Origin of the sequence: Mycobacterium sp. (assembly GCF_036488105.1) — a bacterium.
GTDB lineage: Bacteria > Actinomycetota > Actinomycetes > Mycobacteriales > Mycobacteriaceae > Mycobacterium.
This window is the reverse complement of record NZ_DASXHW010000246.1, coordinates 1-17,304: the sequence shown is the minus strand read 5'-3', so window position 1 is coordinate 17,304 and position 17,304 is coordinate 1. Positions and strand designations below refer to the sequence as shown.

At 65.7% G+C, this 17,304-nt stretch carries 17 protein-coding genes and 1 pseudogene; 9 read left to right on the top strand and 9 right to left on the bottom strand.

Features of this window, described 5'->3' with window-relative positions; translation table 11 throughout:
* On the bottom strand, nt 1-816 hold an 816-nt coding region (locus VGH54_RS12850; RefSeq protein ID WP_331512384.1), incomplete at its 3' end, for an amidohydrolase family protein.
* Between the two features lie 105 nt (nt 817-921).
* Here VGH54_RS12850 and VGH54_RS12845 point away from each other — a divergent pair.
* The 3 genes from VGH54_RS12845 to VGH54_RS12835 all read left to right on the top strand — a co-directional run bounded on the left by VGH54_RS12845 (nt 922) and on the right by VGH54_RS12835 (nt 3,886).
* Nucleotides 922-1,437: a mycothiol transferase gene (locus tag VGH54_RS12845; protein ID WP_331512383.1), complete on the top strand. Its 516-nt coding sequence runs from the start codon at nt 922-924 to the stop codon at nt 1,435-1,437.
* Nucleotides 1,438-1,505: 68 nt separating this feature from the next.
* Complete coding sequence (locus tag VGH54_RS12840; RefSeq protein ID WP_331512382.1) at nt 1,506-3,044, top strand: aldehyde dehydrogenase family protein; 1,539 nt, start codon at nt 1,506-1,508, stop codon at nt 3,042-3,044.
* On the top strand, nt 3,044-3,886 hold the full coding sequence (locus tag VGH54_RS12835; RefSeq protein ID WP_331512380.1) for a hypothetical protein: 843 nt from the start codon (nt 3,044-3,046) through the stop codon (nt 3,884-3,886). Before VGH54_RS12840 ends, VGH54_RS12835 begins: the two co-directional genes overlap by 1 nt.
* An 81-nt stretch (nt 3,887-3,967) precedes the next feature.
* Here VGH54_RS12835 and VGH54_RS12830 read toward each other — a convergent pair whose 3' ends face one another.
* The 4 genes and pseudogenes from VGH54_RS12830 to VGH54_RS12815 all read right to left on the bottom strand — a co-directional run bounded on the left by VGH54_RS12830 (nt 3,968) and on the right by VGH54_RS12815 (nt 6,691).
* On the bottom strand, nt 3,968-4,663 hold the full coding sequence (locus tag VGH54_RS12830; protein WP_331512379.1) for an anti-sigma factor: 696 nt from the start codon (nt 4,661-4,663) through the stop codon (nt 3,968-3,970).
* A complete protein-coding gene (locus VGH54_RS12825; RefSeq protein ID WP_331512378.1) occupies nt 4,660-5,220 on the bottom strand; it encodes a sigma-70 family RNA polymerase sigma factor in 561 nt (186 codons plus the stop codon). Before VGH54_RS12825 ends, VGH54_RS12830 begins: the two co-directional genes overlap by 4 nt.
* Before the next feature lie 65 nt (nt 5,221-5,285).
* Nucleotides 5,286-5,420, bottom strand: a pseudogene (locus VGH54_RS12820) (DUF1295 domain-containing protein); the annotation flags it as partial.
* A complete protein-coding gene (locus VGH54_RS12815; protein ID WP_331512386.1) occupies nt 5,417-6,691 on the bottom strand; it encodes a class I SAM-dependent methyltransferase in 1,275 nt (424 codons plus the stop codon). The pseudogene VGH54_RS12820 and the gene VGH54_RS12815, both read right to left, overlap by 4 nt.
* A 217-nt stretch (nt 6,692-6,908) precedes the next feature.
* Here VGH54_RS12815 and VGH54_RS12810 point away from each other — a divergent pair, with 217 nt between their 5' ends.
* The 3 genes from VGH54_RS12810 (at nt 6,909) to VGH54_RS12800 (ending at nt 10,059) form a co-directional block, all read left to right on the top strand.
* On the top strand, nt 6,909-7,571 hold the full coding sequence (locus tag VGH54_RS12810; protein WP_331512377.1) for a fasciclin domain-containing protein: 663 nt from the start codon (nt 6,909-6,911) through the stop codon (nt 7,569-7,571).
* A 107-nt stretch (nt 7,572-7,678) separates the two neighbouring features.
* A complete protein-coding gene (locus VGH54_RS12805) occupies nt 7,679-9,391 on the top strand; it encodes a cytochrome c biogenesis protein DipZ (RefSeq protein ID WP_331512376.1) in 1,713 nt (570 codons plus the stop codon).
* Between the two features lie 77 nt (nt 9,392-9,468).
* Nucleotides 9,469-10,059 (top strand): fasciclin domain-containing protein, encoded by a 591-nt coding sequence (locus VGH54_RS12800; RefSeq protein ID WP_331512385.1) that lies wholly within the window; start codon nt 9,469-9,471, stop codon nt 10,057-10,059.
* Nucleotides 10,060-10,070: 11 nt separating this feature from the next.
* Here the strand turns inward: VGH54_RS12800 and VGH54_RS12795 are convergent, their stop codons facing one another.
* From VGH54_RS12795 to VGH54_RS12780, 4 genes are all read right to left on the bottom strand, one after another.
* On the bottom strand, nt 10,071-10,973 hold the full coding sequence (locus VGH54_RS12795) for a crotonase/enoyl-CoA hydratase family protein (RefSeq protein ID WP_331512375.1): 903 nt from the start codon (nt 10,971-10,973) through the stop codon (nt 10,071-10,073).
* 337 nt (nt 10,974-11,310) lie between these two features.
* Complete coding sequence (locus VGH54_RS12790) at nt 11,311-11,955, bottom strand: hypothetical protein (RefSeq protein ID WP_331512373.1); 645 nt, start codon at nt 11,953-11,955, stop codon at nt 11,311-11,313.
* A gap of 32 nt (nt 11,956-11,987) precedes the next feature.
* On the bottom strand, nt 11,988-13,994 hold the full coding sequence (locus tag VGH54_RS12785) for a prolyl oligopeptidase family serine peptidase (protein WP_331512372.1): 2,007 nt from the start codon (nt 13,992-13,994) through the stop codon (nt 11,988-11,990).
* Nucleotides 13,995-14,028: 34 nt separating this feature from the next.
* The gene (locus tag VGH54_RS12780) at nt 14,029-14,871 is read right to left on the bottom strand and encodes a class I SAM-dependent methyltransferase (protein WP_331512371.1); all 843 of its coding nucleotides are present in this window, start codon (nt 14,869-14,871) and stop codon (nt 14,029-14,031) included.
* Between the two features lie 94 nt (nt 14,872-14,965).
* Here VGH54_RS12780 and adh point away from each other — a divergent pair, with 94 nt between their 5' ends.
* Genes adh through VGH54_RS12765 form a run of 3 tightly spaced genes read left to right on the top strand, consistent with a single transcriptional unit; the run spans nt 14,966 to nt 17,301 of the window.
* A complete protein-coding gene (gene adh / locus VGH54_RS12775; RefSeq protein WP_331512370.1) occupies nt 14,966-16,489 on the top strand; it encodes an aldehyde dehydrogenase in 1,524 nt (507 codons plus the stop codon).
* 13 nt (nt 16,490-16,502) lie between these two features.
* The gene (locus VGH54_RS12770) at nt 16,503-16,994 is read left to right on the top strand and encodes a DUF779 domain-containing protein (RefSeq protein WP_331512369.1); all 492 of its coding nucleotides are present in this window, start codon (nt 16,503-16,505) and stop codon (nt 16,992-16,994) included.
* 28 nt (nt 16,995-17,022) lie between these two features.
* Nucleotides 17,023-17,301 (top strand): putative holin, encoded by a 279-nt coding sequence (locus VGH54_RS12765; RefSeq protein ID WP_331512368.1) that lies wholly within the window; start codon nt 17,023-17,025, stop codon nt 17,299-17,301.
* Nucleotides 17,302-17,304: the final 3 nt, after the last annotated feature.

Here is a 17,304-nt window from a genome sequence, read left to right as displayed (position 1 = left end):
GCCGATCACGAGGGTGAAGGTGACCGGCAGCCCGACGTCCTCGGCGACGTCGAACACCGTCTGCAGCACGGACTCGTAGCCGCCGGCCGGAATATCCGGCACGAATTGCAGCAGGCCGCCGCCGCCGTCGACGACACCGCGTGCGATCTCTTCGATCTCCTCGCGGGCCGCCTCATAGCTTGGGATCGGTGAACCGCTTTCAGTCTTGTGAATGGTGAACCTGGAGGTGGCGAAGCCCAGCGCCCCGACCTCGATGGCCTCCTTGGCCAGCGCCCGCATCCTGGCCAGGTCCTCGGCGGTGGCCGGCTCGCGATCGGCGCCGCGCTGACCCATTACGTAAACCCGCAGCGGCGAGTGCGGAAGGTAGGCGGCCACATCGATGTCGCGCTTGCCCGCGTCGAGGGCCTTCATGTACTCGGGGAACGTCTCCCAGTTCCACGGCAGCCCGTCGGTCATCACCACACCGGGAATGTCTTCGACCCCGGCCATCACGTCGACCAGCACGTCGTGGTCTTCCTGGCGGCACGGCGCGAAGCCCACGCCGCAGTTGCCCATCACGACGGTGGTCACTCCGTGCGCCGACGACGGCGTCAACCGATCCGACCAGATGGACTGGCCGTCGTAATGCGTGTGCAGGTCGACGAAGCCGGGCGTGACCAGCAACCCGGTTGCGTCGATCTCCCGCGTCGCGGCGGAGCCGTTGACCGCCCCGACCGCCGCGATGACCCCATCCTCGACGGCAACGTCACCGACGTACGGCTCACCTCCCAGCCCGTCGACGATGGTGCCGTTGCGGATGATGAGGTCGTAGGTCATCTAAATAATCTACGACCGTGTCGGCCTCTGATGCCAGGATGTTTCGATGATCGATCACTTCGGCATCAACGTCGAAGCCGTCTGCCATGGGTAGGGTCAGCGGTTATGTCTGACCCCGATGCGTCTGCCAGGGAATTGCTGCGCGATTCGTTCACCCGGTTGATCGAGCATGTCGACGAGATCACCGATGGGCTGACCGACGACACAGCCAACTACCGGCCGGCCCCGGACGCCAACAGCATCGCCTGGCTGATCTGGCACAGCGCGCGCGTGCAGGACGTTCAACTCGCCCCGATCGCCGGTGTCGAGCAGGTGTGGACCGCCGACGGGTGGGTGGACCGGTTCGGCCTCGACCTGCCGCGCAACGACACCGGCTTCGGTCACGGCCCGGCCGAGGTGGCCAAAGTGCGGGCGCCGGTCGATTTGCTGGTCGGCTATTACCAGGCCGTGCACAAACTGACGCTGGAATTCGTCGCCGGCGTTACCGCCGACGACTTGGAGCGCGTCGTCGACCGAAACTGGGATCCGCCCGTGACCGCCAGCGCCCGGATCGTCAGCATCATCGACGACTGCGCGCAGCATCTCGGCCAGGCGGCGTACGTGCTGGGTATCGCCCCCTAGGTCGGCAAACTTGACACCTGTCGAGGGTGTGCGACCTGCGTCACAGTCGCGCGTCTACGATGGCCCCTATGACCGCCACCAAGCCTCCCGAAACAGCGCCCAGCACCACCGAGTTTTCCGGCACCGGCACCATCCACAGTCCCGCCAACGGCGCGATCGCCGGTGAGGTGCAGTGGACCAACCCGGCCGACGTGCCCACCATCGCTGCCGGGCTGCGCGCCGCACAACTCGAATGGGAGCAGCGCGGAGCGTCGGGGCGTGCCAAGGTGCTGGCCCGCTTCGCGGTGTGGCTCGGTGAGCACCGTGGCGAGATCGAAGAGCTGCTGATCAAAGAGACCGGTAAATCCGCGGCCGACGCGGCACAGGAAGTGCCGATGCTGATCATGATCATCTCCTACTACATCAAGACCGCGGAGAAGGCGCTGGCGCCCGAAAAGCGGCCGGCCGCACTGCCGTTCATGGCTATCAAGAAGATCACCGTTCATTACCGGCCGCGGCCCGTCGTCGGCGTCATCGCGCCGTGGAACTACCCGGTGGCCAACGCGCTGATGGACGGCCTCGGCGCCCTGGCCGCGGGCTGCGCCGTGCTGCTGAAGCCGTCCGAGCGCACTCCGTTGACCGCCGAGGTGCTGCGCCGCGGCTGGCAGGAGTCCGGCGGTCCCGCGGTGTTCGAGCTGGCGCAGGGCGCCCGCGAGGTCTCCGAGGCCGTCGTCGACAACGTCGACTACGTCCAGTTCACCGGCTCGTGCGCCACCGGCAGCAAGGTGATGGAGCGCGCCGCCCGCCGGTTGACTCCGGTCAGCCTGGAACTCGGCGGCAAGGACCCGATGATCGTTCTCGAGGACGCCGACGTCGACCTCGCCGCCCACGCCGCGGTGTGGGGAGCGATGTTTAACGCGGGGCAGACGTGCGTCTCAGTGGAGCGGGTGTACGTGCTGGAGCAGGTATACGACCGGTTCGTCGAGGCGGTGGTTCGCGACGTCAAGAAACTGCAGGTCGGTGCCGGCGAGGGACACGACTTCGGGGCGTTGATCGACGAGCAGCAGCTGTCGGTGACCGAACGCCACGTCCGCGAGGCGGTGGCCGCCGGTGCGAAAGCATTGACCGGTGGCCAGCGCACCAACACGTCGGGCAGCTTCTACCCGGCCACCGTGCTCGTCGATGTGGACCACTCGATGGCCTGCATGACCGAGGAGACCTTCGGCCCCACGCTGCCGATCATGAAGGTCGGTTCGGTCGAGGAAGCGATCCAGCTGGCCAACGACAGCGAATACGGTCTGAGCGGCTCGGTGTTCTCCCGTGACTTCGATCGCGCTAAAGAGGTTGCGCTGCAACTTGATTGCGGTGCGGTTAACATCAATGACGTGATCGCCAACCTGATGTGCACGACCGCGCCGATGGGCGGCTGGAAGACGTCGGGCATCGGGGCGCGGTTCGGCGGCGCCGACGGGCTGCGCAAGTTCTGTCGCGTCGAAACCGTCGTCGGGCCCCGCACCAATGTCGGAGCGGGCCAGAACTATTACCACAATTCGCTGAAGGCGCTGAAGCGGACGAACAAGCTGATGACCAGGATGGCGCTGTCGCGTCCGCGTCGCGTCGCCAAGTAATGCGTTTCGCGCTGGCGGCACTGCTGTGGCTGTGTGCCACGGTCGCGCTGGCTGTCGCCGTACCGACGGTGTGGGCTCAGACCCACGTCGTCGACGTCAACGGCTATACGGCTATGGCACGAAAAGCGGCCGGCGACAAGGCGCTGCAGGCCGCGGTGGCAGCTGAACTCGCGACCACGGCAACGGTTCTGATGAACCAACACAGTCTCCATGTCGATTCGGCGCAATTGCACGCTGTCGCGGCTGGCTACACCGCCGGGCCCGATTTTCCGGCGCAGTTCGCCGACGCCAACCGGCTGGCGCACGACTGGGTGTTCACCGGCGCGCGCACGCAGTCCGCGGGTGACGAGCAGGGCGTCGACCTGTCTGGCATGCTCAAAGACGCCGCGTTCGAGCAACTGTTGGCGACCTACAACGTCCAGTTGCCCGAAACGGTTCGGGTACCGGTGACGGTATCGACGCCGAAGATGTTGCGGCCGGGTGAGTTACGGCCGCTGGCCACCTGGGGTTTACGGGCAAGCATCTGCGTGGTGGTGGTGGCCGGCTGGTGCGCGCTGCTGACGTTAGCCGCCGCACGCAGCCGCAGTCGGGCATTGGCCGGCCTCGGAATCTCTGCGCTGCTGGCCGGCGCCGGGGGATGGGCGGCGATCGAACTGGCCCGCCAGCCGATCAGCGACACGCTTACCAACGCCACCGGCGGCATCCGCGGGATCGCCGACGTGATGGTCGGCCAGGCCGAGAGCAGCCTGCACGCCTGGCTCGACCTGACGTTGGCCGCGGGCGGCGTGCTGGTGGTCTTGGGCGTCTTAGCGGCTGGCCTCGGCAGCTTGCGGAAGAGGTGAACGGTGTTCGCTCAAGTGTTGTCACACCAGTTCCTCCCCATGGTGCCGGCGTTATCGGATTCCCCAATGCGGCATAGCTGGCTAGGTCAGTGACAGTTTGGCGAAGATCTTCCCGGTCGGCTGCGGGGAGCCGTTGCCGGGTTCGACAGTGAACGCCAGCATGCTGGAGTGACCGAGGTCGGTGAACATGTGCGTGGTCGACGGCGTGACGGCGGCGGTGTCCATCGTGCCCGCCGGAACCGGACCCTTGTCGCCGACCAGCCACATTTCATATACGGTCCCGAACGAGGGTGGCGGCACGTTATTCAGCAGCAGCATGCCGGCATTCTTGTCCCGCGAGAACACCACCGTCGCCTTCCCGCCGGCCACATCGGCCGAGACCGATCGCACGTCGGGTGCCGCCATGATCTGCTCGGCCGTGGCCGGTGTGGGCGTGGGTCGCAGCGCGACTCCGGCGCCGAAGGCCGCCAATGCCACCACGATCGCCGCTGCCGCAGCCAATACGGCTCTGCGCCAACGAGACCGGCGGGCGGTATCGGCCCGCGTGCCGGCCAGCACAGCGGCGCGCAACTGGTCCGGTGGTTCAGCCGCCGTCACCGCCGAGATCACCGCCATCGTCTCGCGGATGGCGCGCACCTCGTCGGCGAACGCTTCGGCAACCGGGGTCGGCGCCGCGCCGAGTTGCCGGTCAATGGCCGCGCGCTCGCTGTCGGAGATGGCGTTCAGCGCGTAAGGCGTGGCCAGCTCGAGCAGTTCGAACGGGTTCGGCTCGGTCATGTCACCCCCAGACAGCCGCGGAGACCGCGCAACGCGTCACGCATCCGGGACTTGATCGTCGACAGGTTGGCCGACAACCGCTGTGAGACTTCGGCATATGTCAATCCGCCGTAGTAGGCCAGCTCGATGCACTGCCGTTGCACATCGGTCAGTGAGTCCAGGCAGGCCGCCACCCGGCGGCGCTCATCAGCGGCGATCGCCGAATCAGCGACCAGATCGCCGGGCCGCTCGACGGTGGCTGCGCCGTACCGCGACTCCCGCTGGCCGGCGGATTGCTCGGTACGCACCCGGTCGATGGCGCGGCGATGCGCCATGGTCATCAGCCAGGACATCGCGGAGCCCTTGGCGGAGTCGTACGCGTGGGCGGTCCGCCACACCTCCAGGTAGACCTCCTGGGTGGTCTCCTCGCTGTAGCCGGCGTCGCGCAGCACGCGGATGATCAACCCGTAGACCCGGGCCCGGGTGCGGTCGTAGAGAGCGGCGAACGCGTCAGCATCCTGGCGCGCCACCCGACGCAGCAATGAGTCCAGTTCGCTACCGCGGCTTGCTTCGGTCATCGGTCGGTAGCTTATCCGCTCAGCAACGGCGGTCGTCACGATCGCGCCGATCGGGGCGGGCGCGGCAGCCACCGGCGGGTCGGGTCTCCGGTGCCGAGAACCGCGGCGACGGCCGCGACAGCGATGAATCCCGGTTCCCAGGCGACGTCGACGATGTTGTAGCGGCCGATGCGATGGCCGACGGCGAAGTCGGCGATCATGGCACGGCTTGGTTGACGAACGTCCACTGATATACGTTGAGATTGCCGGACCGGAATCCGGCCTCCCGGTCCGCCAGGTACAGCTCCCACATCCGCGCAAAGATCTCGTCGAAGCCGATGTGCGACAGCGTCTTTCGGCGTTGCATAAATCGCTCGCGCCAGAGTCGCAGTGTTTCCGCGTAGTGGTCGCCTAGCTCGGCCATATCGAACAAGCGTAATGTGCTGTCCCGCTGCGTAATTGCGAGCAGAGCTTTGACTGACGGAATCTGTCCGCCGGGGAAGATGTACTTCTGCATCCAGGTCTGGCTGTTGCGGGTGGCAAGCATGTGTGCGTGTGGCATGGCGATCGCCTGGATCACCACGTGCCCGCCGGGTTTGACCAGCCGGCCCAGGGTGCTCAGGAAATCCGGCCATGAGCGATGCCCCACGGCCTCGACCATCTCCACCGAAATCACAGCGTCGTAGTGTCCGTCGATGTCGCGATAATCGCACAGATCGATGCGCACCCGATCGGATTTGCCGGCAGCGGCGATTCGTTGGCGGGCCAGCCACATCTGGCGATCCGAGGGGGTGACGGAGCGGACGACGGCGCCGCGGGCTGCTGCGCGGATACAGAATTCGCCCCAGCCGGTGCCGACCTCCAGCAGTCGGGTGCCGGGTCCGACGCCGGCGGCATCCAGCAGTCGGTCGATTTTGCGCCGCTGCGCTTGGGCCAGGCCGGGCCAGGACGCGGGCAGGCGATCGAACAGCGCGCTCGAGTACGTCATGGTCTCGTCGAGGAACTCGATGAACAGATCGCTGGACACATCGTCGTAGTGCGCGGCGATGTTGCGCTGCATCTGTTCCCGGCTGAATCGCGGCACACGCGGGTGTGCGGCGGGCGCGAGAAGTTTGAGCCAGCGCAGTCCGCGCGGGACGAGATGGCTCAGCGCCGGCGCGATGGTGGTCAGCACCGCGACCAGATCTGCCGACTCCCATTCGCCGGCCATGTAGGACTCGCCGAAGCCGACGAGTCCATGGCGTCCCATCCGGCGTGCCAACCGGTCCGGGTCGCTGACGGTCAGCGTCGGTGACGATGCGTCGCCCGCGCCGATCACCGTGCCGTCGGGGTAGGCCAACCGCATCGGCAGGCCGGTGACGGCGCGGCGAAGCAGTCGGTCGGCGAACACCGCTGATGCGGCGGCCAGCGGCCCGCACGGCGCTGCTAAAACCTGCGCCCAGCAGTCTGAATCGGTTGCTGTTGGGCGGCTTTGGCTGCTGACGAGCACCAGGGGAGCGTCGGGCTCAGTCTCCGCGACGTCGTCCACAACGTAGAGGTGGCTTGGTTGTTGCACACCACGTATTCGGAGTGGACGGCCCCGCGGATGAGCGATAGCCGTCACAACGATCGATGCGTGTGACCCATCCGTCCCGCGGACTGCTCCGAATGCCTTGCATCCAGTGACAAAAGTGGCGGCTTCGGCCGCGATGACAAAGGAGTTAAGCGGGATGAAGGACGGTCAGAGGAAGACACTCGCCGTGGGTTTCGCGGCGCTTGCGGCGCTGGGGTTCTCGGCGTGTTCGAGCAACAAAACCGACGCCGGGCAACAGTCCAGCGCGCAGCCCACCAGCAGCTCGGCGGCCCCGGCCATGACCGGTGCCGCAGCGGCTCCGGCCAGTGACCTGGTCGGCTCCGGATGCGCGGACTACGCCGCGATGCATCCGAATGGTCCGGCTTCGGTGGCCGGAATGGCACAAGACCCGGTTGCGACGGCAGCGTCGAACAACCCGATGCTGTCCACCTTGACCGCGGCTCTGTCGGGCAAGTTGAACCCGAACGTCAACCTCGTCGACACCCTCAACAACGGCCAGTACACGGTGTTCGCGCCGACCAACGCCGCATTCGACAAGTTACCGGCGGCCACGCTCGACGATCTCAAGACGAACACTGACAAGTTGAAGAGCATCCTGACTTTCCATGTGGTGCAAGGGCAGGCGAGCCCGGCCAAGGTCGACGGCATGCACAAGACGCTGCAGGGCGCCGAGGTGAACGTGGTCGGCATGGGGAGCGACCTCAAAGTCAACGACGCGGGCTTGGTGTGCGGCGGAGTGCACACCGCGAACGCGACGGTGTACATGATCGACACTGTGCTGGTGCCACCCAGCCCGTAGCGGTCGCGGATCGTCGTGAAGATAGGGCAGCCCGGTCCCCCGGGCTGCCCTATCGCCTGTTCAGGCGCCCGACCAATCCGAAACGACGCTGGGCGCGAATAATGATCATGGTGTCGCTCGCATTGATCGGTTTGGTCGGAGGCCTCATCACCGGCATTTCGCCGTGCATCCTGCCGGTATTGCCGGTGATCTTCTTCTCCGGAACCACCGGCACGTCCGAAGGGACGGTGGCCGTCGAAGCCAAACGCGATGTGTCGCGGCCGTATCGGGTCATCGTCGGGCTGGTGCTGAGCTTCAGCCTGGTCACGCTGGTCGGCTCGGCACTCCTATCGCTGTTGCACCTGCCGCAGGACGTGATCCGCTGGGTGGCGCTGGCCGCGTTGGTGGCCATCGGCCTCGGCCTGATTTTCCCGCGCTTCGAGCAGCTACTGGAGCGACCCTTTGCCCGCATCCCGCAAAAGCAGATCGCCACGCGCGCAAGCGGGTTTGGTCTCGGGCTGGCGCTCGGTGTGCTCTACGTGCCCTGCGCGGGCCCGGTGCTGGCGGCGATCGTGGTGGCCGGGGCCACCGCGAACATCGGTCTGCCTGTCGTCATTTTGACTGTGTCCTTCGCCTTGGGCACCGCGGTGCCGCTGTTGTTCTTTGCGCTTGCCGGTCAGCGAGTTTCCCAACGGGTCAGCGCTTTTCGTCGTCGGCAGCGCCAGATTCGGGTTATAGCAGGGATTGTGACCATGCTGCTGGCGGTGGCATTGGTGTTCAACCTGCCTGCGGCGCTGCAGCGGGCGATTCCCGACTACACGAGTTCATTGGAGAACAAGTTGGGCGGCGACCAGAAGATCCAGCAAGCTCTCAATCTCGGTGGTATCGTCAACGACCAGAACAAAGGGTTGTCGAACTGCCACAACGGATCTGCACAACTAGAGAATTGCGGTCCGGCGCCCGATCTCAAAGGCATCACCGCCTGGTTGAACACCCCCGGTGACAAACCAGTCGATCTACGCGCGCTGCACGGCAAGGTGGTGCTGATCGACTTCTGGGCCTACTCCTGCATCAACTGCCAGCGCGCCATCCCGCACGTCGAAGGCTGGTACAAGGCGTATCACGACCGCGGTTTCGAGATCATCGGCGTGCACACTCCCGAGTACGCGTTCGAAAAGGTCACGGACAACGTGAAAAAGGGCGCCGCTGACCTGGGCATCAGCTACCCGGTTGCTCAGGACAACAGTTACTCGACGTGGACCAACTACCGAAACCGATACTGGCCGGCGGAATACGTGATCGACGCCAACGGCGTGGTGCGGCATATCAAGTTCGGCGAGGGCGACTACAACGGCACCGAAGACGTGATCCGCGAGCTGCTCACCGCCGCCCGTCCCGGGGTTTCGCTGCCACCGTCTGTAGACGCCCCCGACACCACCCCGAAGCTGGATCTGACGCGCGAGACGTACTTCGGGGTGGGCAAGGCCTCCAATTACGCCGGAAACGGTGTATACGACCAGGGGAGCGCCACGTTCGGGTATCCACCGGCACTGCCCGCCGATTCCTTTGCCCTGCAGGGACCGTGGGTGCTGGACTACCAGGGCGCGACGGCGGACGGCGATTCCTCGAGCATCAAACTGAATTTCCACGCCAAGAATGTCTACATCGTCGTCGGCGGAACCGGCAGCCTCGCTGTTACCCGCGACGGCAAGACGACGACGGTACCGGTCAGTGGTCCACCGACGTCACACCAGATCGTCGCGGCCAGCGACGTGACCCGCGGATCCATCGATGTGCGCGCCAGCAAAGGGCTGCAGGTCTTTTCCTTCACCTACGGCTGATTCGCGCCGCAGCCCATCCACGGTGCGTCCGGCTCCGAATCACCGGTGTAGCTATCGACATTGAGGAGCCTGAAGTGATGAACATCCAAACCAAGGTGATCCCGGCAACGGGTCTCGCGGCAGCCGCCGCAATGGGTCTTGCCCTCGCCACGTGCGTACCCGCCACGGCCGCACCGAATCTCGTCGGTTCGGGTTGTTCGGACTACGCGGCAATGCACCCGGACGGCCCCGCATCGGTCTCCGGGATGTCGCAGGACCCGGTCGCGGTGGCGGCCTCGAACAACCCCGAGCTGACGACTCTGACCGCGGCGGTCTCCGGTCAACTCAACCCGCAGGTGAACCTGGTCGACACGCTAAACAGCGGTCAGTACACGGTTTTCGCGCCGACCGACGCCGCCTTCAGCAAGCTGCCGGCCGCGACTGTCAACGAGCTGAAAACCAATTCGGACATGTTGAAGAGCATCCTGACGTATCACGTGGTGCCCGGCCAGCTGAGCCCTACACAGGTCGACGGTTCACACCCTACAGTGCAGGGCGCGCCGGTGAACGTGACCGGCGGCGGTAACGGGCTCAAGGTCAACAACGCCGGCCTGGTGTGTGGCGGAGTGCCCACAGCCAACGCGCAGGTGTACATGATCGACACGGTGTTGATGCCACCCGGGCGTTGACGCGCCGCGCCTTAGGGCGTGATGACGTGTGATGGATCGGGGCGTAGCTCCGGCGGTGCCTGGCTGTAGTCGCCGAACGGCCCGTCGCGGCGCTCGACGGCGGCCCGGACGCCCTTGGTCGCGGCGGTCTGAATGAAGTCGAGCGCTTCGGGCGTGTTGCGCATCAGGCCGTCGAGGATGCCGCCCAACGTCTGGGTCGAGGACAGGCCCATGTTCTCGTAGGCCTGGTTGACGATCAATTTCTGAGCTTGCAACTGCGACAACGGAATTCGTGCCAGCTCCGTGGCGATCTCGGCAACCCTCGCCTCCAGCCGCTCGAACGGGACCGCCTCGTTGATCAACTCGACCTCGGCGGCCTGCACTCCGGTGAGCGGCCGGCCGGTCAACGAGTGCCACTTGACCTTGGCGAGGCTGAGCCGGTACAGCCACATCCCGGTCAGGTAGGCACCCCACATCCGGCTGTACGGGGTGCCGATGACGGCGTCGTTGCTGGCGATGACGATGTCGGCGCACAGTGCGTAATCGCTGGCCCCGCCGACGCACCAGCCGTGCACCTGTGCGATCACCGGTTTGGATGCCCGCCAGATCGCCATGAACTTCTGAGTTGGACCGGTTTCGCGGGCGCTGACCATCGCGAAATCCTTGCCCGGGTCCCATCGCCCGTCGGTGTTCATCGCCTCGCCCCACTGCTGGAAGCCATCGCCGAAGTCGTAGCCGGCGCAGAACGCCCGGCCGGCACCGCGCAGCACGATGACCTTGATCTCCGGGTCCCGCTCGGCCACGCCGATGGCGGCCTCGATTTCGTCGGGCATCGGCGGGACGATGGTGTTCAGCGACTCAGGGCGGTTCAGCGTGATGGTCGCGACGGCCCCCGCCGTCGTGTACAGCAGTGTCTCGAAATCGGTTGTCGGCATAGCCGAAGCGAAGCCGCTTCGGACTCAGGGGTCAAGAGCCGCGGCGCCACCGGGGGACAGCTGGCATCAGTCCTCGGCGTGCCGTCGGGCATCCCACCGTTCGAGGCGCGTCTGCAGCTGGTAGACGCCGACTGCAAACAGGGAGGTGACCACCGACAATCCGCCTATCAACACCGGGTTCATCCCGACCCTCCCTCGGTTTCCCTACTGCTGCGTCTCATTGAAAATTAAGGTACCCCTCAGGCTTATCACACCAAAGGTTATCCGTGGCGTTTCGCCGAATCTGGACGAAAAGTGAGCAGATCAGTATCGCGCCGTATTGAACGAGGACGCTTCGCTAGCCGCCGCCGGGCGGCAGCATCTGAAACCCGGTCAGGACGGTCCCGGTGTCGCGGGCATACACGGGGTTGTCCGGATCGGTGGACTGGACCGTGACGGTCGAGACGTAGGTGTTGGTATCGAAGGTGGCTGCGACCATCAGCGTCCTGATCTTGCGCGGCGGGATACGACCCATACTCGGGGCGTCGTAGTCGACGAGCTCGGCCGTATCGCCGCACAGAGTGGTCTCTTTGGTGTGCAACCCGGTGGCGCCAAGGCGGTCGACCAGTGCAGCTCGTTCCTGGTCGAAAATCGTTTGGTCATCGGTGGCCGCACCGGGCACGGATTCGAGGGTTACCACCGCGGTGGGCATGAAGTTGTCGGCCAACAGGTCCTTGTTTCTCATCGTGAAGCGGATGACCTCTGAGTCGAGCATCGACGCGCGCTCCCAACCCGGCGGCTGTGGAATTCGCAGCCGTGGCTCGCCGTCGGCGTGTGAGTCAATGGCCGTCAGGGGCGCTGAAACCTGTTCGCACGGACTGCTTTTGGCCGCAGGTTGGTGAGGATCCGGGACGGCGGCACCAGTGACGACTTTGGAGCAGCCCGGCACGGTCAGCAATGCCGCGGCGGCGATCGTCGCGCACAGCTTGGACGGCAATCGCATCGCACCACACCACACCCTCGTATCTTGCACTGTCAAGTACCCAGCATCCGCCACAGAAACGCAAAGGCCAGCGCCGTCTTGAACGCGCTTTGCGCGTTGTCGGCCGCACCGGCGTGGCCGCCTTCGATGTTCTCGTAGTACCAGACCCGGTGGCCGCTGGCTTCCAACGCCGCCGTCATCTTTCGGGCATGTCCGGGATGCACGCGGTCGTCGCGGGTGGACGTGGTGATCAGCACCGGCGGGTAGTCGCCGTCGGCCGAAACATTCTGGTAGGGCGAGTATTCGGCGATGAATTCCCAGTCGGCCGGGTCGTCGGGATTGCCGTACTCGGCGACCCAGGATGCGCCGGCCAGCAGCAGATGGAAGCGGCGCATATCCAGCAGCGGGACTTGGCACACCAACGCGCCGAACAGTTCTGGGTACTTGGTCAGCATGATGCCCATCAACAGTCCGCCGTTGCTACCGCCCTGCGCGCCGAGTTGCGGCACCGTGGTGATGCCGCGGTTCACCAAATCGGTTGCCACCGCTGCGAAGTCTTCAGCGACCAAGTGTCGCCCCTCGCGCATCGCCTGGGTGTGCCAGCGCGGCCCGTACTCACCGCCGCCGCGGATGTTGGCCAGCGCGTAGGTGCCACCGCGGGCCAACCAGAGTCGGCCCATCACCGGGCTGTAGCCGGGGGTGTATGAGTTCTCGAAGCCGCCGTAGCCGTACAGCAGGGTGGGGCCGGGCCCATCGATCTCACCGGATCGGACGACGAAATACGGGATCGCGGTGCCATCCTTCGACGTCGCGAAATATTGATGCACGGTGAGGTTTTCGGCATCGAAGAAGCCCGGCGCGGCCCTGACCTCCTCGAGCGGGTCAGTGCCGGTGCCGCGCAACAGCCGCGACGGACTGTCGAAGCCGCTGGAGTCCAGAAAGAATTCGTCGCCGGTGTCGTCGGCGGCGACGATCACGCTCTCGGTGGCTGCGGGAATTCCGGCCAGCGGTGCGCGCTTCCAGCTACCTGGTGTGACGATCTCCACCCGACTGGCCACATCGGCCAGCGTGACGAGCAGCAGCCGATCGCGGGTCCAGGCGTACTGATGCAGGCAGGTGTGCGCGTCGGGTTCGAAGACCACCGTCAATTCCCGTGATCCGCAGAGGAAGTCGTCGTATTTGGCCGCGAGCAACGAGCCGGCGCAATACCTGGTGGTACCGAAGGTCCAGTCGGTGCGCGGTTCGATCAGCAGCCATTCGCGGTGAATGGAGATGCTGCTCGCATCGGAGGGAACGTCGAGGTGGATCAGTTCCGAGCCGCGCAGTTCATAGCGCTGGCTGTTCCAGAAGTCGGTGGACCGGGACACGAAGGTGCGCTCGAAGCCCGGTGTCCGATCGGTGGACCCGCCGACGCTGACATCGGTGCGGGCCCCCTCGAAGAGCAGTTCCGCGTCCTCGAGGGGCGTACCGCGACGCCACCGCTTGACGATGCGCGGGTAGCCGGATTCGGTCAGCGAGTCGGGTCCGAAATCGGTGCCGACCAGGACGGTGTCCGGATCGTCCCAGCCGATCTGCGTCTTGGCCTCCGGTAGCTCGAACCCGTCGGCGACGAATTCGCGTGTCTGCATGTCGAATTCGCGCACGACGACGGCGTCCGCCCCGCCACGCGACAGGTTGATCAGGGCGCGGGTGAATTCGGGTTCGATGACGATGGCTCCGGACCAGACCCAGTTCTCGTCGTCGATGCGGGCCAGCTCGTCGACGTCGATCAACACGTCCCACTCGGTGGCGTCGCTGCGGTAGCTGTTCAGCGTCGTCCGCCGCCACAGCCCGCGCGGATTGGTGGCGTCGCGCCAGAAGTTGTACAGGTATTCGCCGCGGCGGCGCACGTACGGGATGCGGGCGTCGGTGTCGAGGACCTCGAGCGCTTCGGCGCGCATCCGCTCGAACTCCTCGCCGGCGAACTGGGCCACCGTCGGATCGTTGCGGGCGCGCACCCAGTCGAGCGCTTCGTCGCCGAGAATGTCTTCCAGCCAGAAATGTGGGTCGTCGTCGGTCACGAGACCCATTGTCGCGGCAGGCTGTGGCGGGCGGTCAGGCGACGCTCGTGACGGTGGCCAGCCAGGGTATCTCCAGTGCGCCGTCGCGTTCGAAGGCAGCCAATGACGACTCCAGATTGCTGCGGATCGCCGTGACTTGGTCGGCGTCGAGCGAGCTCACCAGCTCTGCCACGGGTCCGGCGACGGCGGCGATGTGGGTCCAATAGTCGTCTGGGTCGTCGAACCGCATGGTGCCGGCCAGCTCGCTGATGGTGACGTCCGTGAAACCACCGGCGGCAGCGAGGGCCTGGTTGCTTTCCGCGGTGGCGAGCGAGAACAGGCCGCCGGGGGCGAAAGGGTCACCCGGAGGTGCTACGCCGTTCTGCACCAAGGCCGCGACGACTTGAAATATCCACGGGTTGTGCTGCGGCATTCCCCACGTGGCGTAGGCGCACCGTCCGCCCGGCCGCAGCACGCGCCGGATCTCGGCGATCGCTCGTTGCTGGTGTGGCACGAGCATCAGCCCGAACCGCGACAGAACGCCTTCGACGCTGCTATCCGGCAAGTCGATCTGCTGGGCGTCGAGGACGCGGCACTCCACATTGTCGAAACCCCGCTCGTCGGCTCCACGACGGGCCGCCTCCACCATCGCGGGAACGAAATCACTGCTGATGAGGCGGCCGGTGGAACCGAGGCGGCCCGCGGCGAGAAAGCCCGTTTCTCCGGGACCCGCCGTCAGCTCCAGCACCGTCTGGCCCGGTTGAGGGTCGACTTGCTCTACGATCCACTCCGAAACTGACCGCACATCTTCGAAGAGTCGGTTTCGGTATTTGTCCCAGGCCGAAGCGACTGCGCTCCAATGTCGCAGGGTGTCGGCGGTCGGATCGGTCGCAGACATCGCGGGCCTCCTTTCGTGCGGTTCGCCTGCTCACCTTACGGACGGGTGCGGCGGTAATGTGAGTTTTGTCACGCCATACGGAGGAGCTCATTCGATGACGATCTATGCACGTCCCGGCACCGCTGACGCGTTGATGTCCTTTGAATCGCGGTACGACAACTTCATCGGCGGCGAGTGGGTGGCGCCGGCTGCCGGCCGCTACTTCGAAAACCTGACGCCGGTCACCGGCCAGCCGTTCTGCGAGGTGGCGCGTTCGGACGCCGCCGATGTCGAGAAGGCCCTCGACGCCGCTCATGGCGCGGCCAAGGCCTGGGGCAAGACCGCCCCCGCCGAGCGGGCCGCGATCTTGAACAAGATCGCTGACCGTATCGAAGCGAACCGGGAGTCGCTGGCGCTTGCCGAAGTCTGGGACAACGGCAAACCGATCCGCGAGACGCTGGCCGCCGACATCCCGTTGTCCGTCGACCATTTCCGGTATTTCGCAAGCGCCATCAGGGCCCAGGAGGGCTCGCTGTCGCAGATCGACGACGACACCGTCGCCTATCACTTCCACGAGCCGCTGGGCGTGGTCGGACAGATCATCCCGTGGAATTTCCCGATCCTGATGGCCACCTGGAAGCTGGCCCCCGCGCTGGCGACCGGCAATGCCGCGGTGCTCAAGCCGGCCGAGCAGACACCGGCATCGGTGCTCTATTTGATGTCGCTGATCGGCGATCTGCTGCCGCCCGGGGTGGTCAACGTCGTCAACGGATTTGGCGCCGAAGCAGGCAAGCCGCTGGCATCGAGCAATCGGATCGCCAAGGTGTCCTTCACCGGCGAGACCACCACTGGGCGACTGATCATGCAGTACGCCAGCCAGAACCTGATCCCGGTCACCCTCGAACTGGGCGGCAAGAGCCCCAACATCTTCTTCAACGATGTGATGGCCGCCCACGACGACTTCCAGGACAAGGCGCTGGAAGGGTTCACTATGTTCGCGCTCAACCAGGGCGAGGTGTGCACCTGCCCGTCGCGCAGCCTGGTGCAGGCCGACATCTACGACGAATTCCTGGAGCTGGCGGCCATTCGCACCAAGGCGGTCCGGCAGGGCGATCCGCTGGACACCGAGACGATGGTCGGCTCGCAGGCGTCCAACGACCAACTGGAAAAGGTGTTGTCCTACATCGAGATTGGCAAAGATGAAGGCGCGAGGGTCCTTTGCGGAGGGGAACGCGCCGAGTTGGGCGGCGACCTCTCCGGTGGCTACTACGTGCAGCCCACCATCTTCGCCGGCAACAACAAGATGCGGATCTTCCAAGAAGAGATCTTCGGACCGGTGGTCTCGGTCGCGTCGTTCAAGGATTACGACGACGCCATCTCGATCGCCAACGACACCCTCTACGGCCTGGGCGCGGGAGTGTGGAGTCGCGACGGGAACACCGCCTACCGGGCCGGTCGCGACATCCAGGCCGGGCGGGTGTGGGTCAACTGCTACCACGTGTATCCCGCGCACGCCGCGTTCGGCGGCTACAAGCAGTCCGGGTTCGGCCGGGAAAACCACAAGATGATGCTCGACCACTACCAGCAGACCAAGAACCTGCTGGTGTCGTATTCGAAGAAAGCGCAAGGATTCTTCTGATGAGTGGCTTCAAATGACCACCCGGGTGGTGGTCACCGCCGATGCGGCCACGCTGCTCGATCAGCTGCGAGACCAGCACGGCCCGTTGATGTTTCACCAGTCCGGCGGCTGCTGCGACGGGTCGTCGCCGATGTGCTACGCCGAAGGGGAGTTCATCATCGGTGATCGCGACGTGCTGCTCGGTGTGCTCGACGTCGGAGCCGACGGGGTGCCGGTGTGGATCTCGGGGCCGCAGTTCGAGGCGTGGAAACACACCCAGCTCGTCATCGACGTGGTGCCCGGCCGGGGCAGCGGGTTCAGCCTGGAAGCGCCCGAGGGAAAGAGGTTTTTGTCCCGCGGACGCGCCTTCACCGACCGCGAAAACACCGAGCTGGCTGCGACTTCGGTGCTTACCGGAGCCGACTACGAGCGCGGCGAACGGTTGCCCGCACGCGCACCGGTGGTCGCGGCCGCCGTCGACGCGTGCCCAGTCCCGGCAGGGCGCGCCGAACCGGTAAAGCCGTAGCGGGCAGCGCCGGCAGTATCTTTGAATCGTGATTCCGCTGCCGCGGCCCTGGCTTTTGACCAGCGCGATGCTGCTCGGCGTCGCCGCCGGGCTGCTGGGCGGCACGGCCGCGCTGACCGTGGAGCATGCCCGCATGCGCCCCGACGTAGCGATCGCGTTGGTGGTCGGATTTCCCAGCGCCGTCGGACTGCTGGTGGTTCTGATGGCCCGCCGTCGTTGGCTGACCGCGCTTGGCGCATTCATTCTGGCGCTGGCACCCGGCTGGTTCGGCGTGCTTGCCCTGGTCGAGGTCGTGACCCGTGGCTGACCA